Origin of the sequence: Sulfurimonas sp., assembly GCF_018698455.1 — a bacterium.
GTDB lineage: Bacteria > Campylobacterota > Campylobacteria > Campylobacterales > Sulfurimonadaceae > Sulfurimonas.
Window position 1 is genome coordinate 1 of sequence record NZ_JABIOQ010000030.1, and the last position, 25,714, is coordinate 25,714.

The 25,714-nt window shown below is 32.6% G+C and carries 24 protein-coding genes and 1 pseudogene; 16 read left to right on the forward strand and 9 right to left on the reverse strand.

Annotation, left to right across the window (positions count from 1 at the left end):
- Nucleotides 1–206: 206 nt before the first annotated feature.
- Nucleotides 207–1,613 (reverse strand): murein biosynthesis integral membrane protein MurJ, encoded by a 1,407-nt coding sequence (murJ, locus tag HOG88_RS04320; protein ID WP_295003588.1) that lies wholly within the window; start codon nucleotides 1,611–1,613, stop codon nucleotides 207–209.
- Nucleotides 1,614–1,715: 102 nt separating this feature from the next.
- On the opposite strand from murJ, the gene HOG88_RS04325 reads away from it, so the two are divergent.
- The 8 genes from HOG88_RS04325 to HOG88_RS04360 all read left to right on the forward strand — a co-directional run bounded on the left by HOG88_RS04325 (nucleotide 1,716) and on the right by HOG88_RS04360 (nucleotide 9,799).
- Complete coding sequence (locus HOG88_RS04325; protein WP_295003591.1) at nucleotides 1,716–3,626, forward strand: flagellar assembly protein A; 1,911 nt, start codon at nucleotides 1,716–1,718, stop codon at nucleotides 3,624–3,626.
- Nucleotides 3,623–4,192: a Holliday junction branch migration protein RuvA gene (gene ruvA / locus HOG88_RS04330; RefSeq protein WP_295003594.1), complete on the forward strand. Its 570-nt coding sequence runs from the start codon at nucleotides 3,623–3,625 to the stop codon at nucleotides 4,190–4,192. The genes HOG88_RS04325 and ruvA overlap by 4 nt, the downstream gene beginning before the upstream one ends.
- Nucleotides 4,193–4,206: 14 nt before the next feature.
- Nucleotides 4,207–5,244, forward strand: coding sequence for a D-alanine--D-alanine ligase (locus tag HOG88_RS04335; protein WP_295003596.1), 1,038 nt, complete (start codon nucleotides 4,207–4,209; stop codon nucleotides 5,242–5,244).
- Nucleotides 5,245–5,979: an alpha/beta hydrolase gene (locus HOG88_RS04340; protein ID WP_295003598.1), complete on the forward strand. Its 735-nt coding sequence runs from the start codon at nucleotides 5,245–5,247 to the stop codon at nucleotides 5,977–5,979. It begins immediately after the preceding gene.
- Nucleotides 5,980–7,428, forward strand: a complete 1,449-nt coding sequence (locus tag HOG88_RS04345) for a UDP-N-acetylmuramoyl-tripeptide--D-alanyl-D-alanine ligase (RefSeq protein ID WP_295003601.1) — start codon at nucleotides 5,980–5,982, stop codon at nucleotides 7,426–7,428. It begins immediately after the preceding gene.
- 18 nt (nucleotides 7,429–7,446) lie between these two features.
- Nucleotides 7,447–8,010, forward strand: a complete 564-nt coding sequence (locus HOG88_RS04350; protein WP_295003603.1) for a hypothetical protein — start codon at nucleotides 7,447–7,449, stop codon at nucleotides 8,008–8,010.
- Nucleotides 8,011–8,099: 89 nt separating this feature from the next.
- A complete protein-coding gene (locus HOG88_RS04355; protein ID WP_295003604.1) occupies nucleotides 8,100–8,519 on the forward strand; it encodes a TRAP transporter small permease subunit in 420 nt (139 codons plus the stop codon).
- Nucleotides 8,516–9,799, forward strand: a complete 1,284-nt coding sequence (locus HOG88_RS04360) for a TRAP transporter large permease subunit (RefSeq protein ID WP_295003606.1) — start codon at nucleotides 8,516–8,518, stop codon at nucleotides 9,797–9,799. Before HOG88_RS04355 ends, HOG88_RS04360 begins: the two co-directional genes overlap by 4 nt.
- Nucleotides 9,800–9,975: 176 nt before the next feature.
- Here HOG88_RS04360 and HOG88_RS04365 read toward each other — a convergent pair whose 3' ends face one another.
- Nucleotides 9,976–10,938 (reverse strand): LPP20 family lipoprotein, encoded by a 963-nt coding sequence (locus HOG88_RS04365; RefSeq protein WP_295003609.1) that lies wholly within the window; start codon nucleotides 10,936–10,938, stop codon nucleotides 9,976–9,978.
- A gap of 202 nt (nucleotides 10,939–11,140) precedes the next feature.
- On the opposite strand from HOG88_RS04365, the gene HOG88_RS04370 reads away from it, so the two are divergent.
- The 8 genes and pseudogenes from HOG88_RS04370 to HOG88_RS04405 all read left to right on the forward strand — a co-directional run bounded on the left by HOG88_RS04370 (nucleotide 11,141) and on the right by HOG88_RS04405 (nucleotide 18,614).
- Complete coding sequence (locus tag HOG88_RS04370) at nucleotides 11,141–12,586, forward strand: caspase family protein (RefSeq protein ID WP_295003611.1); 1,446 nt, start codon at nucleotides 11,141–11,143, stop codon at nucleotides 12,584–12,586.
- Between the two features lie 56 nt (nucleotides 12,587–12,642).
- Nucleotides 12,643–12,990 (forward strand): annotated as a pseudogene (locus HOG88_RS04375) (TRAP transporter large permease subunit).
- Nucleotides 12,991–13,015: 25 nt separating this feature from the next.
- Complete coding sequence (locus tag HOG88_RS04380) at nucleotides 13,016–13,342, forward strand: MTH1187 family thiamine-binding protein (RefSeq protein WP_295003613.1); 327 nt, start codon at nucleotides 13,016–13,018, stop codon at nucleotides 13,340–13,342.
- A gap of 12 nt (nucleotides 13,343–13,354) precedes the next feature.
- On the forward strand, nucleotides 13,355–13,855 hold the full coding sequence (locus tag HOG88_RS04385) for an HIT domain-containing protein (RefSeq protein WP_295003615.1): 501 nt from the start codon (nucleotides 13,355–13,357) through the stop codon (nucleotides 13,853–13,855).
- Complete coding sequence (locus tag HOG88_RS04390) at nucleotides 13,845–15,152, forward strand: M23 family metallopeptidase (RefSeq protein WP_295003618.1); 1,308 nt, start codon at nucleotides 13,845–13,847, stop codon at nucleotides 15,150–15,152. The genes HOG88_RS04385 and HOG88_RS04390 overlap by 11 nt, the downstream gene beginning before the upstream one ends.
- Nucleotides 15,153–15,235: 83 nt before the next feature.
- A complete protein-coding gene (locus HOG88_RS04395; protein WP_295003620.1) occupies nucleotides 15,236–16,432 on the forward strand; it encodes a molybdopterin-dependent oxidoreductase in 1,197 nt (398 codons plus the stop codon).
- A 10-nt stretch (nucleotides 16,433–16,442) separates the two neighbouring features.
- Nucleotides 16,443–16,757 carry a sulfite:cytochrome C oxidoreductase subunit B gene (locus tag HOG88_RS04400; RefSeq protein ID WP_295003622.1) on the forward strand — a complete coding sequence of 105 codons (315 nt, stop codon included), beginning with the start codon at nucleotides 16,443–16,445 and terminating at the stop codon, nucleotides 16,755–16,757.
- Nucleotides 16,758–17,015: 258 nt separating this feature from the next.
- Nucleotides 17,016–18,614, forward strand: a complete 1,599-nt coding sequence (locus tag HOG88_RS04405) for a methyl-accepting chemotaxis protein (protein ID WP_295003624.1) — start codon at nucleotides 17,016–17,018, stop codon at nucleotides 18,612–18,614.
- Here HOG88_RS04405 and HOG88_RS04410 read toward each other — a convergent pair.
- Genes HOG88_RS04410 through HOG88_RS04440 form a run of 7 tightly spaced genes read right to left on the reverse strand, consistent with a single transcriptional unit; the run spans nucleotide 18,607 to nucleotide 25,713 of the window.
- Nucleotides 18,607–19,281, reverse strand: a complete 675-nt coding sequence (locus tag HOG88_RS04410) for a phosphatase PAP2 family protein (RefSeq protein ID WP_295003626.1) — start codon at nucleotides 19,279–19,281, stop codon at nucleotides 18,607–18,609. The genes HOG88_RS04405 and HOG88_RS04410 overlap by 8 nt on opposite strands.
- A complete protein-coding gene (locus HOG88_RS04415) occupies nucleotides 19,278–20,708 on the reverse strand; it encodes a glycosyltransferase family 39 protein (RefSeq protein ID WP_295003628.1) in 1,431 nt (476 codons plus the stop codon). The genes HOG88_RS04410 and HOG88_RS04415 overlap by 4 nt, the downstream gene beginning before the upstream one ends.
- Complete coding sequence (locus tag HOG88_RS04420; RefSeq protein ID WP_295003630.1) at nucleotides 20,695–21,915, reverse strand: glycosyltransferase family 9 protein; 1,221 nt, start codon at nucleotides 21,913–21,915, stop codon at nucleotides 20,695–20,697. Before HOG88_RS04420 ends, HOG88_RS04415 begins: the two co-directional genes overlap by 14 nt.
- Before the next feature lie 45 nt (nucleotides 21,916–21,960).
- On the reverse strand, nucleotides 21,961–22,866 hold the full coding sequence (locus HOG88_RS04425; RefSeq protein WP_295003632.1) for a lysylphosphatidylglycerol synthase transmembrane domain-containing protein: 906 nt from the start codon (nucleotides 22,864–22,866) through the stop codon (nucleotides 21,961–21,963).
- A 47-nt stretch (nucleotides 22,867–22,913) separates the two neighbouring features.
- Entirely contained in the window at nucleotides 22,914–23,492 is a 579-nt protein-coding gene (locus tag HOG88_RS04430; protein ID WP_295003634.1) for an HAD family hydrolase, read from the reverse strand.
- A complete protein-coding gene (locus HOG88_RS04435; protein WP_295003636.1) occupies nucleotides 23,489–24,985 on the reverse strand; it encodes a glycosyltransferase family 39 protein in 1,497 nt (498 codons plus the stop codon). Before HOG88_RS04435 ends, HOG88_RS04430 begins: the two co-directional genes overlap by 4 nt.
- Nucleotides 24,982–25,713, reverse strand: a complete 732-nt coding sequence (locus HOG88_RS04440; RefSeq protein ID WP_295003638.1) for an SDR family oxidoreductase — start codon at nucleotides 25,711–25,713, stop codon at nucleotides 24,982–24,984. The genes HOG88_RS04435 and HOG88_RS04440 overlap by 4 nt, the downstream gene beginning before the upstream one ends.
- Nucleotide 25,714 lies beyond the last annotated feature (1 nt).

Sequence of the window (25,714 nt, forward strand, 5' to 3'; positions counted from 1 at the left end):
AATATCCTGCAAGACACTGATAATAGAGGTTAAATCTTCATTTCTGTTTACAATATCATCAATTTTAGCTACTTCCTCACGAATAGCAATGAAAGTTTTCATAGCAATAGCCAAAGTGAAAGTTTTAGGTGTACCTTTTTCGCTTGAAGATACCTAATTATAGAGCAAGTTGGCTTATTGTCTAATATGGTATGGAGTTATTAGGGCTAAATATAAAAAGCCAAAAACTCTTTAAACATGAGTAGTAAGAGAGTAAGCACTACAGCTCCGACACTTAGGTAGAGAAGTTTTTTAGAGTAGAGGATGTCTTTGAAATTTGTCCATCCAAATACTCTTATGGTAAGAAAGAAACTTACAAAACCACCCGTAGTACTAGCAAGGGCTAAACCACTTACTCCCATAGGTGAGATAAGAAAGAGTGCAATAATGATGTAGGTTCCAAGAGAGTAGGTTGCTATTTTGGCAGCCTTACCTTGCATCTCTTTTGCATAGAGCCATAGAACAAAGAGCTTTTGAAGCCCAAAGGGTAAGAGTCCTAGCATGTACATTTGTAGTACTGCTGTTGTGTTAGCTGTGTCAGTAGCATTAAATGCACCGCGTTCAAAAAGAAGCCATGTTATTTCTCTTGAGAGGACTATGCCTCCTATGGTACTAGCCGTAAGTAAAAATGTTAAAAACCAGAAAGCTTTAGACATAAACTCTTTAGCCTGCATTTCATCTTTGTTTCGTATATATCTTGCAACTCTTGGAAACAGTGCTACGGATGTTGCTATGGCAAAAAGAGCTAGAGGGAGTTGAAATATACGGTTTGCATAGTAAAGGTAAGAGATAGAACCTGTTATAAGAAATGAAGCTAAAAAAGTATCTAGGAATGCAGAAACTTGAGCTGTTGAGTTACCCCACATTGCTGGAAAGAAGTTTTTTCTAAACTTTTTAGTCTCCTTTTTAATCGTAACATTTTTAAGTCGTAAGTATTTAACTCCACCATATAAAAGTTTGAAAAGCCCCATCTGTCTAATTGCTACAATGTGGGCTATGAGTTGTAAGACACCACCAATGACAACACCATAACTAAGATAATAAACTATTTGTACGTCTGTCTTATCTTGACTTAAATATAAAGCAGCAATGAGTGAAAGGTTAAGAAGTGCAGTACTAAAAGCAGTTGTTGCAAAGTGATGCTTATACTGCAACATTCCACTAAGAAACGTCATGGAAAAAATGAGAGGAAGGTACCAAAAGTTTATGGCAACAAAAGGTGCTGCAATTTTTAGAGTCTCTTCACTAAAACCCACAGCTATAGCTTGAGTGAAAAGTTGGGGTACTAAGTTAACCAGTAAAGTAATGAGCAATATAATGGAGAGAAAAACAAAAAAGATATTTACTGAGAAGACAGCCTTATGAGTGCTTCTGGCAAATGCGGGGATAAAAACTTGTGTAAATGCACCCTCTGCAAAGATTCTACGAAATAAATTTGGAAGTTTAAATGCAATGAAAAATATATCAGTATATATACTTGCACCAAGAGTAGATGCGGTGAGTAAATCACGTATAAAGCCGAAGACTCTTGAGATTAAAATTCCAAAACTATTGGTAAATATTGCTTTAAACATAGGCTTCTTTGTTGGGTTTTATTAATTTTCACACAAGTTTAACAAAGATTTGGTTAAAATAGAGCCTAAATAAACTCTATTGACAGGTATGGTAAAAAAAGCATGGCAATTTTTGACTCTAAAGACGAGGATAGTTCTTCTGAAAAAGTATTTCATCCAATTGTTATTAGAACACAAAATATTACTAAAGAATTAACAAATATTGCCCAGTCAAATAAAATTCGTGTTGATACATTAGATTTTAATATTTTAGAGGTACAGACCTATACACGAGAGACTGATGAGAAGCAAGAAACCGAATGGAATCTCGTGGACAATAATAGCCTTTATGAACTCAATGATAAAACTGAAATATTAAATCCCATTTTTGAAATTAAACAAACCTACGAAATAGAAGTATTTTCAATTGATAAAGAAAAAAAACAACTTTTTGAAAATATGAAAATAGCTATTGGTGCAAATGCAACTAAATGTAAAGTTTATTTAAGTATTGGAGCTAAATCTAGTTTAGACTTTGATAAAGATCTTAAAGAAGAATTAAAAAAAATGATCAATAAAAGAAAAGTACGTGCAGGTATTTTAATAAATATATTTGATCAAATGCTAAATGATGTTATTTCAAAAATCGTGGATAAAACTAATATAGATAAAAAGATTGTTTTTGAGAATCAAGAGACTATTCTAATAGGAGAGGCTTATGAACCGACACTAACTATAGATGATGCTCTAATTATGCATTATGATAAAACAATTGATGTAGAAGAAGATCAAAGAATAGACTATGCAGCAAGGGGATTTATTAAGAGTGTTAAGAAAGAAGAAGTAATAATAGAGTATATTAAACCCAAAATGGGTGAGCCTGGGCGTAATTGCTGTGGCCAGTTTATGCAACAAAATGAACCTACAATTTTAAATGAGGCATCTATTAATACAGATAATAGTATCACAAAGTTTGATGAAGAAGCAAGTATAAAGTATGTTGCTCAAGAAAGTGGATATGTGTCTCTGGCATCTGGTGTTTATTCCATAAAAAATGATATGGATATTGATAGTATAGATTTTAAAACAACAGGAAATATTACTAGTGGTATTGATTCTGATGTAAGTATTAGTGTAAAAGAAAATGATCCTGAAAAAGATGCAATTGGCATAGGAATGAGTGTTGAGGTAACCGATATAAATATAGAAGGGAATGTCGGTTCAAACGCACGTGTTATAGCAAGAACTGCTAGTATATCAGGACAAACACATGCGACTTCTATTGTTAAAGCCGATAAACTGGATATAGATGTTCATAGAGGCAAGGCTTACGGCAAAAAAATAAAGATTAGCAGACTTGAACATGGTGAAGTTGATGGAGATGAGGTAAGTATTGCTCAGGCAATGGGTGGACAGATTAAAGCTAAAGAGATTGATATAGATATTTGTAACGCACATGTTCAGGCTACAGCTTCAAAACGTATAGAAATTCATAGACTTCAGGGTAGTGAAAATACTTTTACTATTGACCCTTTAATTAAAAAAGTTACACAAGCTGACTTGAATAGAAATCAAGTCGAGATCCAAGTACTAGAATCAGAACTCTCAGATATAAAAAAAGAGCTTGTAAAATACACTAAAATGATGAAAATCGGTACTACATCATTCTTAGATATAAAAAAAAGGTTAATACGCTACAAGAAGAAAGGGGTAAAAGCACCTGCTTCATTTGTACTTAAATATAGACAGTTTGTGCAGATGCAAAAACATTATAATGAGATTCAGGCACAAAAGGTAGTAAAGGTTGATTCACTTGCATTGAAAATGATGGCAACAGTATCTTTTCAAGATAACATTTTAGATGCCAGAGTTATAAATAGAGATGATTGGTTAGGTTATAACGAGATACGTTTTAAGCTTGTTGATCCTCCTATCGAGTTGGTATATAAACCTGAAGAAGGTTCATCAGAAAGAGCTTTTGGTTTAGTTGAACTCAATGATGGAACATTTGAAATACAGGCAATGGAAGAATGATAGTTGGTCTAAGTGGTGATATAGTGTATAAAGAACCTGGATTTGTGCATATAGATGTTAGAGGGGTTGTTTATGAAGTCTTTATATCACTTCAAACATTTTCAGCACTACCTAAAAAAGAGGTATCTATCTTTACTACTCAAATCATTCGTGAAGATGCTTCCCTTTTGTTCGGCTTTATGGACATGAGTGAAAAAAAGATGTTTGCAAGACTCATAAAAATCAATGGAGTAGGACCTAAGGTTGCAATGGCCATTTGCTCTACATATACTCCTTCTCAATTTGCAACAGTTATAACCAATAAAGATATGAATGGTGTTAAAAAAGTACCAGGAATTGGACCTAAAAGTGCAGGGCGAATCTTAGTTGAACTTAATGGTTTTGACGCGGAAATACTCACTGGAAATACTACATCTCCTTCATCACTAGCATTTACACAAGCGACAGAAGCACTAGAAGCACTAGGCTTTAAAAAAGACAAAATATCTAAGGCACTTTCTTCTTGTGATGGCGATGATACAGCCTTTCTTGTAAAAAGCGCATTGAAATTACTACAGACAGTCTAAAAAGGAAACATATATTGAAATTAACAATTTTATTTGGTGGAGCTAGTTTCGAACATGAAATTAGTATCGTTAGTGCGATAACTTTAAAGCAAAAGCTCTCACAGTTTGATTTGAGTTTTATATTTTGTGATGGTGATCATAAATTTTATCTTATAGATGATAAAAAGATGAAAGCAACTACTTTTAGTAAGGCTGAACATAAAAATATGCCTGAACTAACACTACGAAATGGTGCTTTTATTCAAAAGAGCATGTTTAGTTCTCGTGAACATAAAAATATTGTTTTAAACCTTATTCATGGTGCGGATGGAGAAGATGGTAGTATCGCTTCGATGTTAGATTTCTTTTCTATAAAGTACATTGGACCACGAAGTGAAGCCTGTACATTTTCTTACGATAAACGCTATACAAAGTACCTATGTGAAGCGATTGGTGTAAAGAGTTTAAAGTATGAAAGTTTTTATAAAAATGAGCATAAAAACATCACTCTTCCTTTTCCCATCATAGTAAAACCTGCTTCTCTTGGTAGCTCTATTGGTGTTAGTATTGTAAAAGATGAGCATGATTTGGACTATGCACTTGATACTGCATTTGAGTATGATAAACATGTTTTAGTTGAACCTTTTATTGATGGTGTTATGGAGTATAATCTTGCTGGGTATATAGCAAATGAGAAGATGCATTTCTCTATCGTTGAAGAACCTCAAAAAGAAGAATTTTTAGATTTTGAAAAAAAGTATATGGATTTTTCAAGAAGTGAGCAGGTTTTAAAAGCTGAAATTGGTGAAGAATTAATAGTAAAATTAAAGTCAAATTTTGAGAAGATATATAGAGGTCTTTTTGAGGGTGCTTTAATACGATGTGATTTTTTTGTTATAGATGGGGAAGTTTATTTAAACGAGATAAATCCAGTTCCTGGTTCTATGGCAAATTATCTTTTTGAAGACTTTACTCACTCTATAGAAGAACTAAGTAACTCTCTTCCACATTCAAAAAGAGTTAAAGTGACTTATGACTATATACACTCTATATCACAAGCAAAAGGTAAATAAATGGCAGTAAAATCTATACAATATAAGCAATACACTTTTGATTTAAGTTATGAAATACTTAATCCAGATGCAAAAGTTGATTTGATTATATTGCATGGATGGGGTAGCAATAAAATGATAATGAAAAAAGCATTTTCTCCATATATGAGTGGTTTTCGCCATATATACATTGATTTACCAGGATTTGGAAAATCCACTTGTCCTATAGCTCTAAATACATCTGATGTAGCTCGTATAGTTGAACTATTAATGGGGCATGTTAATGCAAGAAAAAGCATTATACTTGGTCACTCATTTGGCGGTAAAGTCGCTCTTTTACTTGATCCAAGATTACTTATACTAGTTGCTAGTGCAGGTATATATAGAACTAAACCACTTTCAATACAACTCAAAATTGCAGCTACTAAAGTGTTTAATTTTTTTGGACTCAAAAAATTTCGTTCACTTTTTGTCGCACAAGATGCAAAAGAGTTAAGTCAACCAATGTATGAAACTTTTAAAAATGTTGTTAATGAAGACTTTAGTGATTTGTTTGCTAAGTACGATGGACATGCACTTTTATGTTGGGGTGAAGATGATACTGCGACACCGCTTAGTTCAGCGCAGATAATAAACTCTCTTGTGAAAAAATCAGAGTTAAAAGTTTATAAGGGTGATCATTTCTCATTTTTAAACAATACGCAAGATATATCTCAAAGTATTGAAGAAACTTTTTTAAAAACACTAGGAAAATAGATGCAAGAATATGAAATCCTTCTTTCGTTAGTAGTTAATGCTCTTTTTGTGACACTTTTAGGTTGGTATCTCATTACAAACCTTCAATGGTACAACTACTCTTTATCTCGTGTGATTCTTAAACACCATAAAGCACGATGGCATGTATTTTATTTTATTATTCCTTTTATTGCTTACCATACGACAGGAAAGTTCTTTCCTATTTTCTTTTTCTTTGGAGTTTTACCTTCTATTTTACTTTGGCACAAAAACTTAGATAAAAAGCTTGTTCTTACATGGAGAGTTAAACGTTTTCTCATTCTCCTTATAAGTCTTACACTTTTTCAAGATGTTTTATGTACTTTAAAAGATGCTTGTGCAGTTTATGGTGTTTTTATGCCTTTAGTTATTGCATACATTGGTTCTACAATAATAGAAAAGTTTCTTTTCATGACTTATAAAAAAGAAGCAAAAAATAAGTTAAAAGCTCTCACAGAGTTACAAATAGTATGTATCACTGGTAGTTATGGAAAAACAAGTATAAAAAACTTTGTGGCTCAAATACTTAGTAAAAAGTTTAAAACATATGCAACTCCAAGAAGTATAAATACTCTTGGTGGAATCATGGGTGATATAAATAATAGTCTCCCAGAAGATACTCAAGTATATGTATGTGAAGCAGGAGCAAGACAAAGAGGTGACATATATGAAATCACAACTTTCTTAGAACCTCAAAGAGTTGTTGTCGGAAAAGTTGGAGCAGCTCATATAGAGTACTTTAAAACTTTAGAGAACATCAAGGCCACAAAACTAGAGATAATGCAGTCACCACGTTTAGAAGAGGCTTTTATACATACTTCAGTAACAGATGAACCACACGATAAGGTGAAATTCTTTGGGAATGAGATTAGCGATATAAATGCGACTCTTAATGGAACAGACTTTAAGATAGAACTCGATGGACAAAAGCTTTCATTACATACAGATGTATTAGGTGAGTTCCAAACTATGAACATAGCTGTTGCTGTACATATAGCAAATAGTGTTGGCATGAGTTATGAAGAAATAGTAAATGCAGTCAAAGAACTTGAACCAGTTGAACATAGACTTCAAATGATAAAAGCTGGTGGAAAACTTATACTAGACGATGGTTACAATGGCAATATAGATGGTATGCTTGAGGGTGTACGTTTATGTTCGCTGCATGAAACTGGCAAAAAAGTAATCGTTACCCCTGGACTTGTTGAGAGCAGTGATGAGCTAAACCTAAAACTTATAAATGCGATAAATGAAGTTTTTGACATAGTAATAGTTACTGGTTCTTTAAACGCGAGTCTATTTGATAAAAACTTAGATGTTAAAAATAAAATAATGTTAGCGGATAAAACAGAACTTACTACAGTTTTAGCTAACCAAACTAAGGCAGGGGATGTCATACTTTTTGCTAATGATGCTCCGAACTTTATATAAATAAAAGGGGATAAAAGTATGAAAAATTTAAAAGTTCTAATGGCAATGAGCATTGTGTTTGTCATGTTTTCTGGTTTCTGGTCAGGAGAGACTCCTGCAGAATTAATTAAAGAAAGGGAAATTGAAAATGCAGAGACATTAAAGCTTCTCTATAAACACACTCCAAAAGCAAAAATATTAGTAGAATCATCTTATGGTTATGCCACTTTTACTAATGTTGGACTATACTTACCAGCTATAAGTATAGAAGGTGGATCAGGATTGGCTCACAACAATAAGAGTGGCAAAGATATATATATGAATATGGGTTCTGCTGGAATAGGCTTTGGCCTTGGAATAAAAGATTTTCGAGCAATTTTTATTTTTAAAAATAAACAAGTGTTTGATAGCTTTGTAGAAGAAGGATGGGAAGCAAATGCACAAGCTGATGCTGCTGCAAAGTCCGGGGAAAAAGGAGGAGCTTTAAATGCGGCAGTAACCGTTGCTCCAGGGATAAAACTGTATAGAATAACGGTAAATGGTTTAGCTGTTCAAGTTAACATACAAGGAACAAAATACTGGAAAGATGGAGATCTTAACTAGACTATGTTGGATGCAACTTATTGAGTAACTTTATTAGTTTAATTGTCAGGTATATTTCATATCTGACAGCATTCACTCTAGTTCTATTGGTGGCATTAATAATCTTTGATGCAACTAATCGTTATCTGTTCTCCTCAGGTTCAACAGCACTTCAAGAGTTAGAATGGCATTTTTTTGATGTTGTTATGCTTCTTAGTCTTGCTTACACTTTAAAACATAATGCTCATGTTAGAGTAGATATTTTTTATGATAACTTCTCTTTAAAAACACAGACTCTTATCAACATACTCTCAGTTGTTTTTTTCATACTCCCATTCTCATTTTTAATCGTTTATATTAGTATAGGTTTTGTGGAATTGAGTTTTATTCAAAATGAAATGTCATCAGACCCGGGAGGTCTCTCATACCGATGGATAGTGAAATCTCTTATGCCTCTCTCATTTATCTTTTTATCTCTGCAGGCTTTTAAAATACTGGTAATTGAAGTAAAAAAATGGAGGTCACTATGATAGCCTTAGTAATGTTTGTAGTAGCACTGCTTCTTTTACTGACGGGTATCCCCGTTGCATTTGCTTTTGGTGGTGTTGCGATGATGTTTGCATTTATCGTTCCTGACTTAGGTTTTGATGTGTTTAATATTTTACCATTTAGAATTTATGGAATTATGAACAATACAACACTTATGGCAGTTCCACTGTTTATAATGATGGGTCTCATACTAGAAAAGTCAGGCATGGCAGAGAAACTCCTCATCTCAATGAGTAGTATGTTTAGAGGTGTTCGTGGTGGACTTGGAGTGAGTGTTGTTTTAGTTGGAGCTATACTTGCAGCTTCAACAGGAATAGTCTCTGCCTCAGTCGTTATGATGAGTGTGATAGCACTTCCATTAATGATAAACGCAGGCTATGATAAATCTCTAGCAAGTGGGACAGTAGCCGCTTCAGGAACACTAGGACAAATCATACCACCTTCTATTATTCTTATCATACTTGGTGATGTTATGAGTGTTAGTGTTGGTGACTTGTTTATGGGTGCCGTTTTACCAGGTATGACACTTGTAAGTCTTTATGTGACATATATCCTAATACGAGCTTATATTAAAAAAGAAGATGCCCCTACAATGCAACCGCTGGAGAACACTAACTTTATTGATTTATTAAAAGCCATTATTCCCCCTATTTTACTAATGGTGAGTGTTTTGGGAAGCATATTCGCGGGAATAGCTTCTCCTACGGAATCTGCCGCGTTTGGAGTACTGGGTGGTGTCTTACTTTCAGGCATGAACAAAACTCTTAATTATGAAATGATAAAGTACGCTCTGTTTGAAACGATGAAACTCACGGGAATGATATTTATGATACTCATAGGTGCAACCGCGTTTAGCCTAGTTTTTAATGAACTTGGTGGAAGTGACATCATCTTAGAGTTTTTTAGTGAAGATATTGGCAATGTATGGGCTTTTATAGCACTTTCAATGCTGAGTATCTTTATACTCGGTTTCTTCATCGACTTCATTGAAATAAGCTTCATTATAGTGCCTATACTTGTTCCAGTTATGGCCGCGTTTGGCATAGACCCCATATGGTTCGCAATTTTAATAGCAATGAATCTACAAGCATCATTTTTAACACCACCCTTTGGCCTTTCACTTTTCTTTCTAAAAGGTGCTGCAGGAAATAGTGTGAGTACAATTCAAATTTATAAAGGTATAATCCCATTTATACTTTTACAACTTTTAGCACTAGGTTTGGTTATAGTTTTTCCAGATTTAGTTTTCGCATTTTTGTAGAATTATGATAATAATTTTAGTAGAAGTAAAAAAAAGAAGTTGATGAGATGTATAAAAATAATAGTCCTAATAGGATTGGTATTTTATTAAAGTTTTCAATGTTCCCCACATCAGCTAAAGCGTATTTTTAACACCTTATATTTTTTATGTTGTTAACTATAATTTTTAAATAAAACTTATTTTCTGATTTTTATTTCATATGTAGAAAATTTAAACTCATTAAGAAGTGAAATTAATTCATCAAAATTGTAATTCGATTCGTCCAATAAATTCTCGTCAACATTTTCAAACTTATGAAGTTTAATGGGTGTTGGAGAATAAAGTGCTACATACAGTTCTTTAATAGATTTATTATAAGGATTTACAATTTTAAAACTATCTTCATTTTTTATATTCGGAAATAAAAATGATTTATCTGACTTTTTATTTGCTAATAGTAAGCCTACTTTACCACTGTGCTCAACATAAAGAATTGAGATAAATCCATTCTTCTTATGTGCTATATTAAAAAACATATCATCATTTTCAATATATATGTTTTTATTTGGTTTTATTGAAATTAAGTTTGTATTTTGATTTGAAAATAGTTTATAAAAATTTTCAATATTAATTGGCAATAAAATATCTTTATACTTTAGTTGCCATAAATTATTTTTTCTAATAACTTTGTAATTTAGTTTTGCTTTTAGCTCTTTATTTAACTCTTTTAATAATGAAGTATTTTTTAGATAATTATTTTGTGTTTCATTTTGAAGGTTGCTTGGTAGTAGCTTTTTTAATTTTACATCTAAAGGAGAATTGTCATATTTTGCAGCTACATACCAAATAGAGTTTTTTTGTTCAATTTTTATAAATTCAACACCACTTAAAACAGCTTTTGAATTTGTTTTTAAAGATAATGATGAATTTGTTTTAACATTAACATTGTTATCTATCGTTGACATATCAAAGGATGTATCAACACTTACTGATAGTGTATTAGCTATATCAGCAAGAGCATTTTTTTTTGCTTCTTGTAAGTTTTTACTGATGCCATAACCTATAATGTCACAATTTTTATCATGTTTTATTTGGTAGAGCCATAATGGATTTGCAAACATGATAAGAGGGGTGAAAATCACTAATAATATTTTTTTCATTAATATAAAAGAACCTTTTTATTACAATAAATTGAGTGAATTATATCAATCAAATATTCAAACATACTTAAATTAGTATAAATAAAATATATTTTTTAGAGAGTCAAGTCTCTTATTTTTTAATAAGAAAGTAGAATTTACTAGTTAAATTTAAGATAGTTTTATTAAAATGTCAAAGATTAATATTAAATAAGGAATCTTAATGTTAAATATTAATGTTATCGGTACATTGTTTGTTCTTTTAGTTTTTTCAGGATGTTCTGTAAAAAATATTGATGCTTCGTTCAGTTATAAACCACAGAAAAAGATATCAGAGGATGTTAACAATAGAATAGCTTTTATCTCTAAATTTGAAGTAGACGATACATATTTAGATGACTCCGGTGTTTCAGCTTTAAAGCTTTCTTTAGAAGAAACATTAAAAAGTAGCGGAATGTATTCAGCTGTTCAATACAACTATAAAAAATCTAATAAAAATACAGGTGTTGATGAATATCAATTTGTTATCAAACCAAGCTATACAAGAGACTTCAATTGGCTTATAAGCTGGCCTGGAGTTTATCCTATGCCTGCATATTGGCCTTTACAGCAGTATCATTCTGATATTAGTTCCAGTGTCGAAATGATAGCTCTAATTGGCGGTAAAAAAATGACAAAAACTTTTACTGCAAATAAAGAAGTAGATGTTAGATTTTATGGATTTTTTAGAACATCCATTGTGGAAAAAAGCTTACAGCAAGTCATACGTAAAAATTTAAAGGATTTTAAGAGCTATTTAGAAGGTGAAGCACGATTTGCAATTTTAGAAACTGCAAATAATCCAATTTATTATGCTGATAATAAATCGAATAAAAGTACAAGTATCGGAAAGGCTAATGATATCAAGGGTATTATAAACCAATATGCTTTTAAGGAAACAAAAGCGAAAAATTTCGATTCATTTGCTTTGGTAATTGGTATTAATGAGTATAAACAAAATACACCAGTTGAGTATGCTGATTTATCAGCAATGGCATTTAAAAGTCTAGCAGAAAAAACACTTGGCATCCCAAAAGAAAATATTATTACTTTATTAAACGATGATGCTACATCCGGGCAGATAAAAGCAAAAATTGAACTTGTGAAAGAGTTGTCAGATGCTAAGGGAAACATTTATGTATATTTTGCAGGACATGGTGTACCAGGAAAAGATGGGAATACCTATATGCTTCCAAATGATATGAGTGCTGATTCAATTCATCTAGAGCCAAACTTACAGCTGGATAAGATTTATGCAAAACTTTCTAAATCAAATGCTAAAAATGTATTTGTTTTTATGGATAGTTGCTTTAGTGGTAAAGATGATAAAGGTGGATTACTTTATAAAGGAGTAGCCCCAGTTCTGAGAACAAATAAGACTATAATTAGAGGTAATAAATTAACAGTTATTACGGCTGGCTCCTCTACTGACTTTGCAAATGATTACAAAGAGAAGAAACAACGTCTGTTTACATATTACCTAATAAAAGAATTAGCTGCAGGTAAGAAAAATTTACAAAAAGTGTATTCAACTATAAAAGGTAAAGTAAAAAGAACTTCTTTGATGAAAGGTATTGGCTATAAGCAAGTACCTCAAATTTTTGGAAATAGCAGAACAAATCTATTTTAAAAAAAATCTTCTTTAATTTTCAAAGCTAAAGTAATCTTAGAGTTTTTAGTAAAGATATAGGGAGTGTATGGGCTTTTATAGCTCTTTCAATGCTGAGTATTTCCATAGTCGGTTTCTTTATCGACTTCATTGAAATTAGCTTCATCATAGTACCTATACTTGTTCCAGTTATAGCAACTTTTGGTATAGACCCTATATGATTTGTAATTTTAATAGCAATGAATCTACAAGCATCATTTTTAACACCACCCTTCGGCCTTTCACTTTTCTTTCTAAAAGGTGCTGCAGGAAATAGTGTGAGTACAATTCAAATTTATAAAGGTATAATCCCATTTATACTTTTACAACTTATAGCACTAGGTTTGGTTATAGTTTTTCCAGATTTAGTTTTCGCGTTTTTGTAATAATTTAAATTAAAAGGATATCAATATGTTAAGTGTTTTATTAGAGTTTTCAATGTTCCCTACATCTCCAGATGGAAGAGAAGGTGGATCTGTTTCCAAGCAAGTTAGTAAGATTATAGATGCGATAGACAAGTCAGGAGTTCCATACCAACTTACTCCAATGGGTACAGTTATAGAAGCTCCAAATATGAGAGAAGCTCTTGATGTTATCGCTCTTGCTTATGAGCAAGTGAGTGATTGTGAGAGAGTGTACTCTTCACTAAAGTTTGACATTCGTCAAAACTGTGAAAATAGACTCACATCTAAAATAGACTCAGTTGAAAAAGTTTTAGGTAGAAAAGTAAATCACTAAAGAGGTTTAGAGATGGAAGATATACTATACGCTCCTTGGCGCACACAATACATAACTGGAAAGAAGATAGAGGGATGTGTTTTTTGTCATATAAGTAAAGAAACAACGGCGGATAATACTCTGCATGTTCTTTACCGTGATGAGCACTGCTTTATGGTTATGAATAAGTACCCTTATACTCCTGGTCATTTTATGATTATCCCTCATACTCATACAGATAAACTCGAAGAGTTAAACGCAGAGACTTGGTTACGAATGTCAATGCTTGCTCAACAGGGTGTAAGACTTTTAAAAGAGGGTTTTGGAGCAGATGGCGTAAACATAGGAATGAACCTTGGTAAAGCAGGTGGAGCAGGGATAGCAGAACATATTCATATGCATCTTGTACCGCGTTTTAACAGAGATACAAACTTTATGACAAGTATCGCTGATACACGTGTCTACTCAACTGACTTTCTTAAAATTTATGAGAAGATAAAGAGTTTAGTTCCTAAGTATATCAGTGTTTCTTAGACTTTTTACACTTCTTTCTTTTTTTTTCTTCATACTTCAATCTCAGGAGTATCCAGAAATATTTAAAACCCTGGGAACTCCCCTCTATAAAGTCATACCAAAAATCAACTCTTTTTCAGATTTTAAGGGACTTCAATCGAGTGTTACTTCTTTTACAAACAAAGCTTCCATATGTTTAAATAATGGGAGAAAAATAGATAAAGTCGAAGATAGAAAAGTGATTAAACTTCATTTAAAAGAACTACGAAAACTTCAAAAAAGTTATGATTATATTATTCATTCTATACATAAAGAGATAGCAAAATCAATAAAAAATAATGATTATAAACTTTTTTGCAAACTAACAAAGTATGAGATGAATGGACTGTTAGAAAATAAAAATATTCAAAATAAAGCTATAAAATTTTATACGAAGAATGCACATAAAAAAACTAATAAACTCTTAGAAAACAAGATAGAAATAAATAAACTTTTAGAGAGTTCATCACAAGAAATGTATAATGAAATTATACAATCATCTTATAACTCAAATTCAAAATCAAATAAGAAAAAAAGTGTTGGAATAATTGCATCACGCTCACAAAATATTATAACAGTTTCTCTCTACAATAAAAATAGTTACGATGTTACTATGCAAATAATACCTCAATATAAAAATATAAAACAGTTAGGAAATGTTGAAAAAGAAGTAGTGATAAAAGCAAATACAAACTTTCAATATGTACGGCTAAAAGTATTAGGTTCAGGAGCTTATTATGGTTATTCTTTTCACTGGATGATGGGTTCAAAAAATGCAAAACATAATGACAACTATATTTACAGACTCCCCTTTGCTAAAAATAGTGCTTATTTAGTCAGTCAGGGTTTTAATGGAACTAAAACACACAAGGGTAGTTCTCAGTACTCTGTAGACTTTGTAATGCCTATAGGTACTAAAGTATACTCTGCTAGAGCAGGTGTTGTAATAAAAACAAAATCTAACTCAAACAGAGGTGGTTATGACAAAAAGTTTGCGTCTTCTGGAAATTATGTGCGAGTTTTACATGATGATGGAACCTTTGGGACATACTACCATTTAAAACAAAGAGGTGTTTTAGTTCACAAAGGACAAGTAATCCCTAGAGGTTTTGCAATAGGCTACTCTGGAAATACCGGTTACTCTAGTGGTCCACATCTTCACTTTTGCGTTTTTAAATCGATGAGTGCAAGAAAGATTCATACTATAAAGATTCGGTTTAATTCTGTCGATGGAGTAATAGAAGAACCTATGAAAGGGGAGTATTATAAGGCAAGATAATAAATATTATTTAACAGACTTTAAAGTAAAAAGAGCTATAATCGTTTTATATTAATTTTACAAACTTTTGGTAAGGAATAACAATGCAAAGAAGAGATTTTTTAAAAACATCTATAGCTACATCAGCAGCTATCATGGGAACTAGCCTCTCGGCTGGTGTTACTATGCAACCTATAACAGGACAAGAAGTATCTACGATGGCTTTTCCAGAAAAACGCCCTCTTATAACATACTCAGATAGACCACCACTTTTAGAGTCACCTAGAAGTACTTTTACTTCGAGAGTAACTCCCAATGATGAATTTTTTGTAAGATGGCACCTTCCAGATATCCCAACTCATATTGATTTAGATTCATATACTATTAAAATTGATGGACTTGTAGAAAGAGAGTTAAACATTACTCTGAAGCAGCTTAGAGAAGATTTCGAACAAGTTGAAGTTGAAGCAGTACTTCAGTGTGGTGGAAATAGCCGTTCTGCATTTAAGCCAATTTGTGGTGGTATTCAGTGGGGTCATGGTGCTATGGGTTCAGCAGTTTGGAAAGGTGTGAGACTTAGTGACCTTTTAAATCGTGCTGGATTAAAAAAAGGCGCACACTGGATAGGTTTTAATGGTAAAGATAATGCTGCTTACTATGAGACTCCAAACTTTATAAGAGAGCTAGAAATTGAAGAATTAAATGACCACGTGATTATAGCTTACGAGATGAATGGTGAAGATTTACCGTACTTAAATGGATTCCCACTGCGTTTAATCATTCCTGGTTATTACTCTGATAGTTGGGTTAAAATGTTAAGCAATATTACTGTAACACATGACTATAAATCACTCTTTTTTATGGATGTTGCTTATAGAGTTCCAGACAATGAAACAGAAAGTGAAACACCGCAAAACAAGTTTAAAAAGACGAAGCCTATTACTAATATGAATGTGAAATCTATCATAGGTTACCCTGAAACAGGTATGAAGGTTTATCATAATTCTCATGTTGTTGTTCGTGGTGTTGCATTTGATGACGGGCATGGAATACAAGATGTACTTATATCTACAGATGAAGGTAAGACATGGGAAAAATCTCTGCTTGCTCAAGAAGGTGGACGTTATGCTTATACTCAGTTTAGATTTACTTATAAGCCGACAAAGTATGGAAAAGTGAATATTATGGCAAAGGCAGTAAATCGTTTAGGTGATGAGCAACCTTTAGCTGCAGATGTCTTATGGAACCATGGTGGATATAAATTTAACGGTATCGATATTGTAACTGTAGAGGTAGTTTAGGATGAAAATAATGAATAAAATAATAATACTAGTTATGATAATGGCAGGTTCACTCGCAGCACAAGTTAAAGGTGATGTTGAAGTTCCATATATCTCATACGAGATAAAAATGGGCGAAGGTTTTGATGCCATTCAAGCTAACTGTCTTATGTGTCACTCTTTTGGTTATGTTATAAACCAAGGTCCACAATCAAAAGACTTTTGGGCGAAGAAAACAAAGAAAATGATAACTCACTTTAAAATGCCTATGACAGAAGATTCAAAAGATTTTGAAACAGTTGTTAACTACTTATTTACATACTATGGTAATGGTAAACTTAAATAAATAAAGACTAATAAAAAGGAGCAAAGTAAGAGATTACTTATCGCTCTTTTTAGATTTTAAAACTACATAAAATATTCCCGCAATCACTATAAATACAGCAACCCTAATACTTAATGTTGTTATGTCTGTTGTATCATTCATACTCTTATCCTCATAATTATGTATTAAAAAAATCATAACATAAATACAAGTAATAAAGAAGTAATTTATGTAGAATTTAGTATCATTGCTTAAATTATTATCAAGAAGGTATGGTCAATGTTTCAAACTATAAAGTCTAAATTTATACTTAATGTTAGTGTCTCAATAGTATCTCTAATTATTATATTAATTGTGTCTTATTTTATTGCTATTAGTAATATAAAAGCAATTATGATAACTGACATTTCTATAGTTGCTAAAACAGTTGGTAGTGCTGTAAACTATATAGCTAAGAAGAATAGCACGGGTTATAAAGATGAAGAGGTTAAGGCCTTTATTCGTGGGATGAAAGTAGGAAAAAGTGGATATGTATACCTTATTTCAAGCGATGGTACACTTTTGGCACATCCAAAGAAAGAGGGTACAAATCTTAGTGCTACTGATTATGGAAATTATATTATTTCTCATAAAGAAGGAGGGGTATACTCTTATACTTCTTCAACTACAGGACAAGAAAAATTTGCAGCATTTAGATATATACCAGAATGGGATGCTTGGCTAGTGCCAGGTGTAAATAAGGCTGATTATTTTGATGATATAAATACACATTTTATAGAGTACTTCTCAGGTTTACTCTTTTTCTTTATTTTTGTTTTAATACTTATAAATTATTTTACTGGAACTGTGATTCTTAAAAATGCACAAAGTCTTAAAGATGTAGCACATGACTTAAGTGTGGGTGAGGGTGATTTACAAATAAAACTACCAGTATTAAAAACGAAAGATGTATTTAGAAGCATTAGTATTGAAATGAACGCATTTTTAGACAAAATACATAATACAATTGTCAATATCAAATCAAGTAGTCATTACCAGACTCTTTTAGCCGTAGAACTGAGTATACTTACTAAAAAACTAAGAGATACCACAACAAATTCTGGTGATATGGCAAAAGAGACTATGAGTGAACTTAATAGTGTTAGCAATTTACTTGAAAAAAATGTAGAAGATTCCAAAGAAATCTTGAAGATAAATACACAAAGCTCATCTGTTTTAGTGGGAACAACACAAAAGATAGAAGGGATTATTAGCAGTATCTCGACAACACAAGAGAGTGCTGATACTATAAGTCATGAGTTTGGAAAACTTATAAATGACATTGAGGGTTTAAAAGAGATAACAAATGTTATTCGTGATATTTCAGAAAAAACAAATTTACTTGCACTAAACGCAGCGATAGAAGCAGCTCGTGCAGGTGAACATGGTCGTGGATTTGCTGTTGTTGCAGAAGAGGTTAGAAAACTATCAGAGAGTACAAATAAGGCTATTAATGAGGTGGATGCTTCCATATCTGTCCTTGTTCAATCTGTTGGTGATGCGACAGAACAAATAGATAATAATAAAGAGATTGTTCAGACACTTGTTGTTTACGGAGAAGAGGTAAGAGCTGATTTTGTAAATATGGGTGACAGTATCAATAAGAGTGTGGTTCTTGCAGATGATTCACAAGAAAGTATGGGACATATGGAAACTCAAATAATTTCTATTGTTGAGAAGATCCAAGCTATAGCATCTTTATCATCTGAAAATGGAGAGTTTGCAAACGATGTAGATAATATTGCAAAAGAAGTAAATAGTGTTGATGCTGAAATAGATAAGAACTTAGGTTACTTTAAAACAAGAGAACCAGATACAAGTCGAAAATATATTAGATAGATTTATGAGGATAAATTTTTAGTTTATAGCAGATAAAGAGTGTCGAAAGTATTCCAACTAAGGCTCCTGCTAAAACATCACCTACAAAGTGATCATTAGCAAGGATTCTACTCCCTGCACCAAGAAGAGTAATACTTAACCATAGATAGATGTACTTTGGTGCTATGATACTCATAAAGGTAAAAACTGCAAAACTTGTAGTTGCATGTCCTGATGGGAAAGACGTATAGTGTGTTGAGTTTTGAATCATCATACTGATATGGTACTCGATGTTTTGCACGAATGAAAACTCTGGGTTTTGTGTAATTAAAAATCCAAAACTATCTTCACCATTTTCTAACTTCCATGGACGTAATCTTCCAAAAATCATCTTGAGCACTAGACTAATAAAACCTGAAAATATATTTGCATAGAGAAGAAAGAGAAACCTACTTTTATAGAGTTCATTCTTCTTAATATAAGTAGAATAAACAGTACCTAAAATAGCAATGCCTATATACCAGTGTGACTCTCCAAGCATGCTCGCAGTCTTTCCAAATTGTTTGTATATATCTGCATGCTCTATGAAGTATAAAGAGATACTTTTGTCTACTGTGAAGTATGAAGTAACTATAAGTAGTAGCATAGTAAATGTAAAAATGAAGTATGCTCTTTTTGAAAATATCATCGTATTCCTTGATAGTTTATGCACTTGATAAGAGCTATATTTTTCTTCTCTTGACTCTTATCTATAAGATTAAAAGAATTAAGCTCTATAATACTGTCACACTGCATATAAGATGCTATGTCTTTATGTGCAAAACTGATATCTATAACTATTAAATCCTTACCAATAGGTGAACTTTTTTGCCAGATATCAAATTGGTCATGGCGTTTATCTAAAAGAAAAACTTCTGAGCTGTATTTTTTGTTATATACTATTGCTCGTGAAGCGAGAGTCCAAAGAGTCACTCCAATAGCTTCATTTTTAGGGTTTTTTATCTCTGCGTTTGCCTTGCTCATTATTTTTTCAAAACCATATATATCAAGTTGTAATGAGTTTTCATCTGGAAGAGGCACTATTTTTGTAGCTATCTCTATGTATATCAGAGCAGATAGTGTTATTCCAAGAAGTATAGAAAACAGAGTGTATTTCTTAGCCTTGCCATATAAATAGTAACTTCCTATGGGAATAAAAAGTAGATAAAAAAGTGCTGACCAATGAGGAAGCGCACGAGAATATAAAGAGTTGTAAGCGAAAAACAAGAAGAGAACTGAACCAAATAAAGCTGATAATAGTAGTATGTCATTAGATGACTTGAAAGCTCTATATAAACCATAAAAGGCAATTAGAAATAGAAGTGGGTTATAAGTTGCAAACTGTCCACCAAGAGAAAGAAAAAGATTTTGTAACTCTATGTTAGAGTTACCCATAACATGATTACTTTGGTAAGTAAAACTCTCCCAGTCGGTTTGTATGTTCCAGTATATTACCGGGAGTACAATGGTAAACGCGAGAAGAATAGAAAGTATGATCTTAGGATTTATAAATACATCAAATCTCTTTTTAATGATGAAGTATAAAACAATAGGTACTATAAAAAGAACAGCTGTATATTTTGAAAGTCCTGTAAGTCCAAGCAATAATCCTAGTAAAAGCCAGTTCTTAAAAGAATCATTTTTCTCTAAGTTAATAACACAAAAGATAATGGGAATAATAAAAAGAAATAGAAGTGTATCAGGCATAAGCATAAGAAAAAGGGCATTAAATATAAATGCACCATGCAATGCAAGTACTCCAATAAAGGCTTTTCTCGCATCTAAGTTAATTTGGTAAAGAAGTTTATAAACAAATAAAGAAGTGATAAAACCAATAGTTATAGCACTTACTCTAGCCCCAAATTCATTTACCCCAAAAACAGATGTAAAAAGGTACTGAGTCCATCCAACAAGAGGAGGGTGGTCATAGTAACTCCAGTCAAGATTAAGCGCATAAATAAGGTAATGAGCTTCATCAGCTCCTAGACCAAGAAAAGGTGCAATAAGTAGCCTGAAAATGGCTACAAAGCTGATGAAGTATAAAAGAGGAGAATGTTCTTTGCTAGTTAAGTTCATCAAGCTTGAATTTTAGCGTGTTAAATACCCAGTCAGGCGTAATGATTTTAATACATTGGTTATCACTACATGGCGTTTTTCTATGGTTTGAAGCACTTACACAAGGAGAACATGACATATGTGAGTAAATAGGTGTTGTAGGTCCAAGAGAGCCATATAGAGCAGGTGTTTCAGGTCCAAAAATAACAAATGTATGCATATCAGTTATAGAAGCGAAGTGAGCAGGTCCTGAATCATTTGTCAGCATAAAAGCACAAACACTATAAAGTGCAGGGAGTTGTAAAAATTTTACAGCTCCAGCAAAGTTAATACAGCGTTTATCACCTACATAATCAGCAAGCAGTTGTGCTCCATCTTTTTCAGAAGGTGCACCAGTCAGAAGTACTATTGCATTTTCATTGTATGCTAATATTTTGTTGATAACTTCTCCGTAGTTTTCTCTATCCCAACGTCTTTGAGGAAGGAGGTCTGAAGCATTTGAGTTTACTAATATAACAGGATTTTTTTCTTTGTCAAAACCTTCATATATACCTGAGATAGTTGAAAGAATAGATTCTTGCTCTTCATCACTAATAGTCGCTTTGGCTATTTCTATCTCTGAATCAGGAATAATTCTTTTCATAAATGGAAGTTCTTGACTTTCACTTAAAAGTGCATCTACAAGTGCAATGAAGTTTTTAGAGATATGCTGGTGTGCATTATAAGCTACTTTGTGTGTTAAAAAGTCTCCACGATACAGCCCTTCATTATGAAACGCATGAAAACCTACAGTATTAGTAGCTCCACTAGCTGCACTTAGTAGTGCTGTAAAACGAGAAAATAGTTCAAGGTCTATAACCGAGTCTATCTCTTTTTCTCTACACCATTTGAAAAATGCTAAAGATGTTTGAGCTATTTCCATTATTCCACTTTCATCTATAGTGAAAATATTTTCTTCTTTTACAGTCTCAAGAAGTTGGAGGGATGCCTTGTTTTTAGAAAAGATTACAAAGTAAAGTTCACCCTCGATGTTTGCTTTGAGCTTACGCATAGCAGGGTCGACTAAGATGGCACTTCCCATTTCTGAGAGTTCAATGAGAAGTACATTTTTTGCTTTTTGTTGTTTTGGTGGTACGAAAGCTTGTATAGTTTTTTTGATGATTGTACCTGCAAAAGCTAGTGGAACACCTGCATAATGGTCTATATTTCTCATTGTGTCTACGTTCATTGTAATTTATCCTTCTCTATTTTAGTTATTTATAGGGCTTTAGGTTTATGTTGTTTTTTTACTCTTTATCCAAAAGTATGAACCTGGTAATGCACTGAGTATAAGGAGTAAACCATAAAGTATACTCATAGCAAGTACCTTAGTCTGGTCTGCTCCAACAAGCATAAAGATACCTATCATAGCACCTTCTCGCACTCCCCAACCCGCAAGTGATATAGGGACAATAGTAAGGAGAAACACAGGTGGAACAGCTATGAGTAAAGTCTGAAAACTAAGGTCAAGTCCAAGTGCTAGAGAAAGTCCATACATCGTTAAGACTGAAAACAGGTGTACGATGACAGAAATACTAATATGTTGAATAAGTAGTAGTCTTGAGGCATAAAGAGAATTAAGTCTATTTGCAAGTCTTACAAAAAGGTTTAAAAATTTAATATTTGCTAAAAATTTTAGATGATGTAGCTGAAAAAGGAGACTAAAACCTATGATTCCAACCAGTGCTATAAAAATTATAAGCTGAGAAAAATCACTTTCAAATGTTCCATAAAAAACGAGTGAAGCCAAAAGGTTTAAAACTAAAAGACCAACTAGACCGACTACTCTGTCTACAAAAACACCATAAAAAGCATCTTTTTTATCATACTCTTTTCTTGTAAGGTCGATGATGCGAACTGCATCACCACCTATGCTAGAGGGGAGAACTTGGTTGAAGAAAGTTCCTTTGAAGTAGCTCTGAACATAAAATGAGAGTTTCTCTTTGAAAACTAAAAGTTGAGAAATTTTAAACCATCGGTATGCAGCTAAGTATGTAGAGATGAGTTGCATTATAAGTGCGACTACTATCCATCCACCATGAGAGTTAAAGATGATTTTACTAAATTCAACAAAATTTATCTCACGAAATAGAAAGTAAAAAATAGCAATGGTTATTAAGAGTTTAATAATGTTTTTCATATGAGTATTATTTTATCTAAATAATTGTTAAAAATAGAATAATTGGGTTAGATTTTATATGCAAAGTCTGCAATTTCTAGCATCTGTTTATCTCCAGAACTATCTCCATAGGCATATATGGCATCGTACTCATCAAGGTTAAGATGTTTTTTTATGCGAGAAAGCTTCTCTTCACCATGACAGTTTTTAGTGCTAAATCTTCCTGAAAATTGAGTATTTATAAACTCAAGTTCTGTTGATAAAAGTTCGACATTATGCTTTGATGTAAAAGGCTCTAACCAGCATCTCATAGAGGCAGAAACTACAAGAACTCTATCTCCATTTTCAATGTGGGATAAAAACTTTTTGTATATTTCTTGATTTAAAATAGTAGGGAGCTTTTCATCTGAGTACCTCAGGGCAAGCTTTTTAAATGAGTTCTCATGGATACCTGAAAAGTAAAGTCTAAAAAAGAGCTGTTTTGCATAAGAGTTATCCATAATTTTTGTTTTATACAAAATAAATATAGGAAAAAAAAGTAGTAACTTTAAGTAGTAGGTTCTACTGCCCACGGCATACTTTACAAATTCTCCTAAGGAGTCCTTTGTTGTGAGAGTTCCATCAAAGTCAAAAAGAGCAAGTATCACTTTATACTCTCATTAAAAGTGTATCTTTCATCAAAGTAGCATTCGCCTCGAGGCAGCCATTTTGGAATGGTATAAAACTCATCTTTTTGTTTTTGTAGATGAATATTTTTATATTTTTGATAATTAAAGCCCGTACAAGTTGCAAGATAAAATGGAATGTTTTTGATACTAAAAGTATCTATGGTTACTTTTGAGCAAACATTATCAAGCTCTTTAGTTTTGATGATTCTATTGTTAAAGAGGTGTACGTTCTCTCCATCAAGTTCACGTATATCTGTAAGCACATCATCAAATCTTCCAAACTTTGAGTCATTAAAAAGCATCATAATATCTTTTTTACAAAAGTATGAAAGTAGGGATGCATTAGTATAACCAAGAGCAAAAAGGTTCTCGGTTGTCTCGATGTTTGCACAAACAACCTTGTTCTCATCTGCAAAGAGCATATCTGGATAGAAGTAGCTTTTTGAGAGGTATGATGTAGGCAATGTCTTAAGGGCGATAAGAGCACTTAAAATAACAACTATATGAATGAATGTAAAAATTGAGTTATATGTAAATAATTTTTTTAAATAACTATCATCTAAAAAACTAAAGAGTAAAAAGAAATAAGGAACAAAAAGTATAAACCAATGAATTCCAAGCTCATTTTTAAGAGCAACAAGAAAAAATATAAGAAACATAAAGCCTAAAATAAGGCTCAGTAGTTTAAAAAGTTCCTTATTCACAAAGTTTTTTCTACACTTATATAAAAAGTATAATGCCCAAGGAGTTGCAACATAGAAGAGATTTAAAAAGAAGTTTGTAACTGTTTGAAAGTTGTACTCACTCTCTGTTCTTGCAAAGAAGTTAAACATGATGTTATTCCAACAGCAGTTGTAGTTGAAGTAAAGGTTTTGAGCGATGGCTAAAAGTACTATAAACGCGACGATGGCTACATTTTTAATAGCCTCGCGTTTATAAACAATAAAAACAAATACTAAAAGAGAGATGAGTAAAAAAGCAACGAAGTACTTACTTAAAAAAGCAGCTCCTAAAAAAAGTCCAGAGAGTAGGGCATAAGTAATTTTTTTCTCTTTATGAAAAGAGTAAAGTAAAAACTGAGTTCCTAATGTTCCAAAGAGTACAAGGGGAATGTCATTTGTAAAAAGAGACATAAGAATGTCTACGGGAGATGCTAAAAAAAGTAGTCCTAAAAAGAATGCTTTTTTCTCGTCCATATAGAGTTTGGCAATGTTTACTATACTAAATGCGACGATAATAGCACTCATAAAAGAGAAGAGTCTGAAAAATATATGACTTTCGCTTACAAAACTCATAAGGTAGATAAGCCAACCAACCATTGGAGGATGATCATAGTAACCACTACTGAGATGTGTAGCCCATTTGATAAAGTACGCTTCATCTCCTGTTAGAGGAACAAGAGCAAGTATAAGAAGTTTAAAAAGGAGTATAAACGCGACAAGTTTCACTTCATGTGGAAACTCTTTTATCATATACTCAGCTTTTTAAAGATGAACTCTGGAATACTTGTAATTATAAGCATAATATATCTCCAAATCCATTTTGTATAGAGAACATCTTTACCTGATTGTTGTGCTATAAATATATCATCTGCAACATCACTCGGTTGTGCTGTTAATTTTTCAGGGAGGTCTAGGTTCTCCGTCATTTTTGTAGCAACAAAACCAGGTTTTACTGTTAAAACAGTAACACCAGACTCAAAAAGGCGGTTTCTTAAACCACTGAGGTAAGCACTAAACGCAGCCTTTGAACTTCCATAGATATAGTTTGTCTTACGACCACGATCTCCTGCAACAGAACTCACACCCACGATAAAGCCACGTCTTTGTTTCTCGAAGTCATTAGCTATGATGTTTAAAAGACTCACTACACCGGTATAGTTCACACTGATAGTATTTAATGATTCACTCCAATCTTGCTCAGCCTTATGTTGTTCTGTCATATAACCAGCAACAACAATAACTCCTAGAGGTTTCTCATCTAGTGAGTCATAAAAATTTTCATGTGTATCGTAAGCGACTAAGTCCAAGTCTAGAAGTTGAACTTTAACACCTGAACGAACTTCAAGGTCATTTTTAAACTCACCGAGCTCATCTGATTTTCTAGCTGCTAAGTATAAGTCATACCCATTTTTCGCATAAACGCGAGCTGTCTCTTGTGCAACGATACTCTTTGCCCCGACTATTAGTACATAACTCATA

Bases quoted from the DNA above. Each gene is read 5' to 3' on its own strand.
- HOG88_RS04345 (WP_295003601.1), top strand. From the start codon at position 5,980: ATGCAAGAATATGAAATCCTTCTTTCGTTAGTAGTTAATGCTCTTTTT.
- HOG88_RS04405 (WP_295003624.1), top strand. From the start codon at position 17,016: ATGTTTCAAACTATAAAGTCTAAATTTATACTTAATGTTAGTGTCTCA.
- HOG88_RS04440 (WP_295003638.1), bottom strand. From the start codon at position 25,713: ATGAGTTATGTACTAATAGTCGGGGCAAAGAGTATCGTTGCACAAGAG.
- ruvA (WP_295003594.1), top strand. From the start codon at position 3,623: ATGATAGTTGGTCTAAGTGGTGATATAGTGTATAAAGAACCTGGATTT.
- HOG88_RS04360 (WP_295003606.1), top strand. From the start codon at position 8,516: ATGATAGCCTTAGTAATGTTTGTAGTAGCACTGCTTCTTTTACTGACG.
- murJ (WP_295003588.1), bottom strand. From the start codon at position 1,613: ATGTTTAAAGCAATATTTACCAATAGTTTTGGAATTTTAATCTCAAGA.
- HOG88_RS04380 (WP_295003613.1), top strand. From the start codon at position 13,016: ATGTTAAGTGTTTTATTAGAGTTTTCAATGTTCCCTACATCTCCAGAT.
- HOG88_RS04325 (WP_295003591.1), top strand. From the start codon at position 1,716: ATGGCAATTTTTGACTCTAAAGACGAGGATAGTTCTTCTGAAAAAGTA.
- HOG88_RS04410 (WP_295003626.1), bottom strand. From the start codon at position 19,281: ATGATATTTTCAAAAAGAGCATACTTCATTTTTACATTTACTATGCTA.
- HOG88_RS04425 (WP_295003632.1), bottom strand. From the start codon at position 22,866: ATGAAAAACATTATTAAACTCTTAATAACCATTGCTATTTTTTACTTT.
- HOG88_RS04420 (WP_295003630.1), bottom strand. From the start codon at position 21,915: ATGAACGTAGACACAATGAGAAATATAGACCATTATGCAGGTGTTCCA.
- HOG88_RS04340 (WP_295003598.1), top strand. From the start codon at position 5,245: ATGGCAGTAAAATCTATACAATATAAGCAATACACTTTTGATTTAAGT.
- HOG88_RS04435 (WP_295003636.1), bottom strand. From the start codon at position 24,985: ATGATAAAAGAGTTTCCACATGAAGTGAAACTTGTCGCGTTTATACTC.
- HOG88_RS04395 (WP_295003620.1), top strand. From the start codon at position 15,236: ATGCAAAGAAGAGATTTTTTAAAAACATCTATAGCTACATCAGCAGCT.
- HOG88_RS04365 (WP_295003609.1), bottom strand. From the start codon at position 10,938: ATGAAAAAAATATTATTAGTGATTTTCACCCCTCTTATCATGTTTGCA.
- HOG88_RS04415 (WP_295003628.1), bottom strand. From the start codon at position 20,708: ATGAACTTAACTAGCAAAGAACATTCTCCTCTTTTATACTTCATCAGC.
- HOG88_RS04385 (WP_295003615.1), top strand. From the start codon at position 13,355: ATGGAAGATATACTATACGCTCCTTGGCGCACACAATACATAACTGGA.
- HOG88_RS04400 (WP_295003622.1), top strand. From the start codon at position 16,443: ATGAATAAAATAATAATACTAGTTATGATAATGGCAGGTTCACTCGCA.
- HOG88_RS04370 (WP_295003611.1), top strand. From the start codon at position 11,141: ATGTTAAATATTAATGTTATCGGTACATTGTTTGTTCTTTTAGTTTTT.
- HOG88_RS04350 (WP_295003603.1), top strand. From the start codon at position 7,447: ATGAAAAATTTAAAAGTTCTAATGGCAATGAGCATTGTGTTTGTCATG.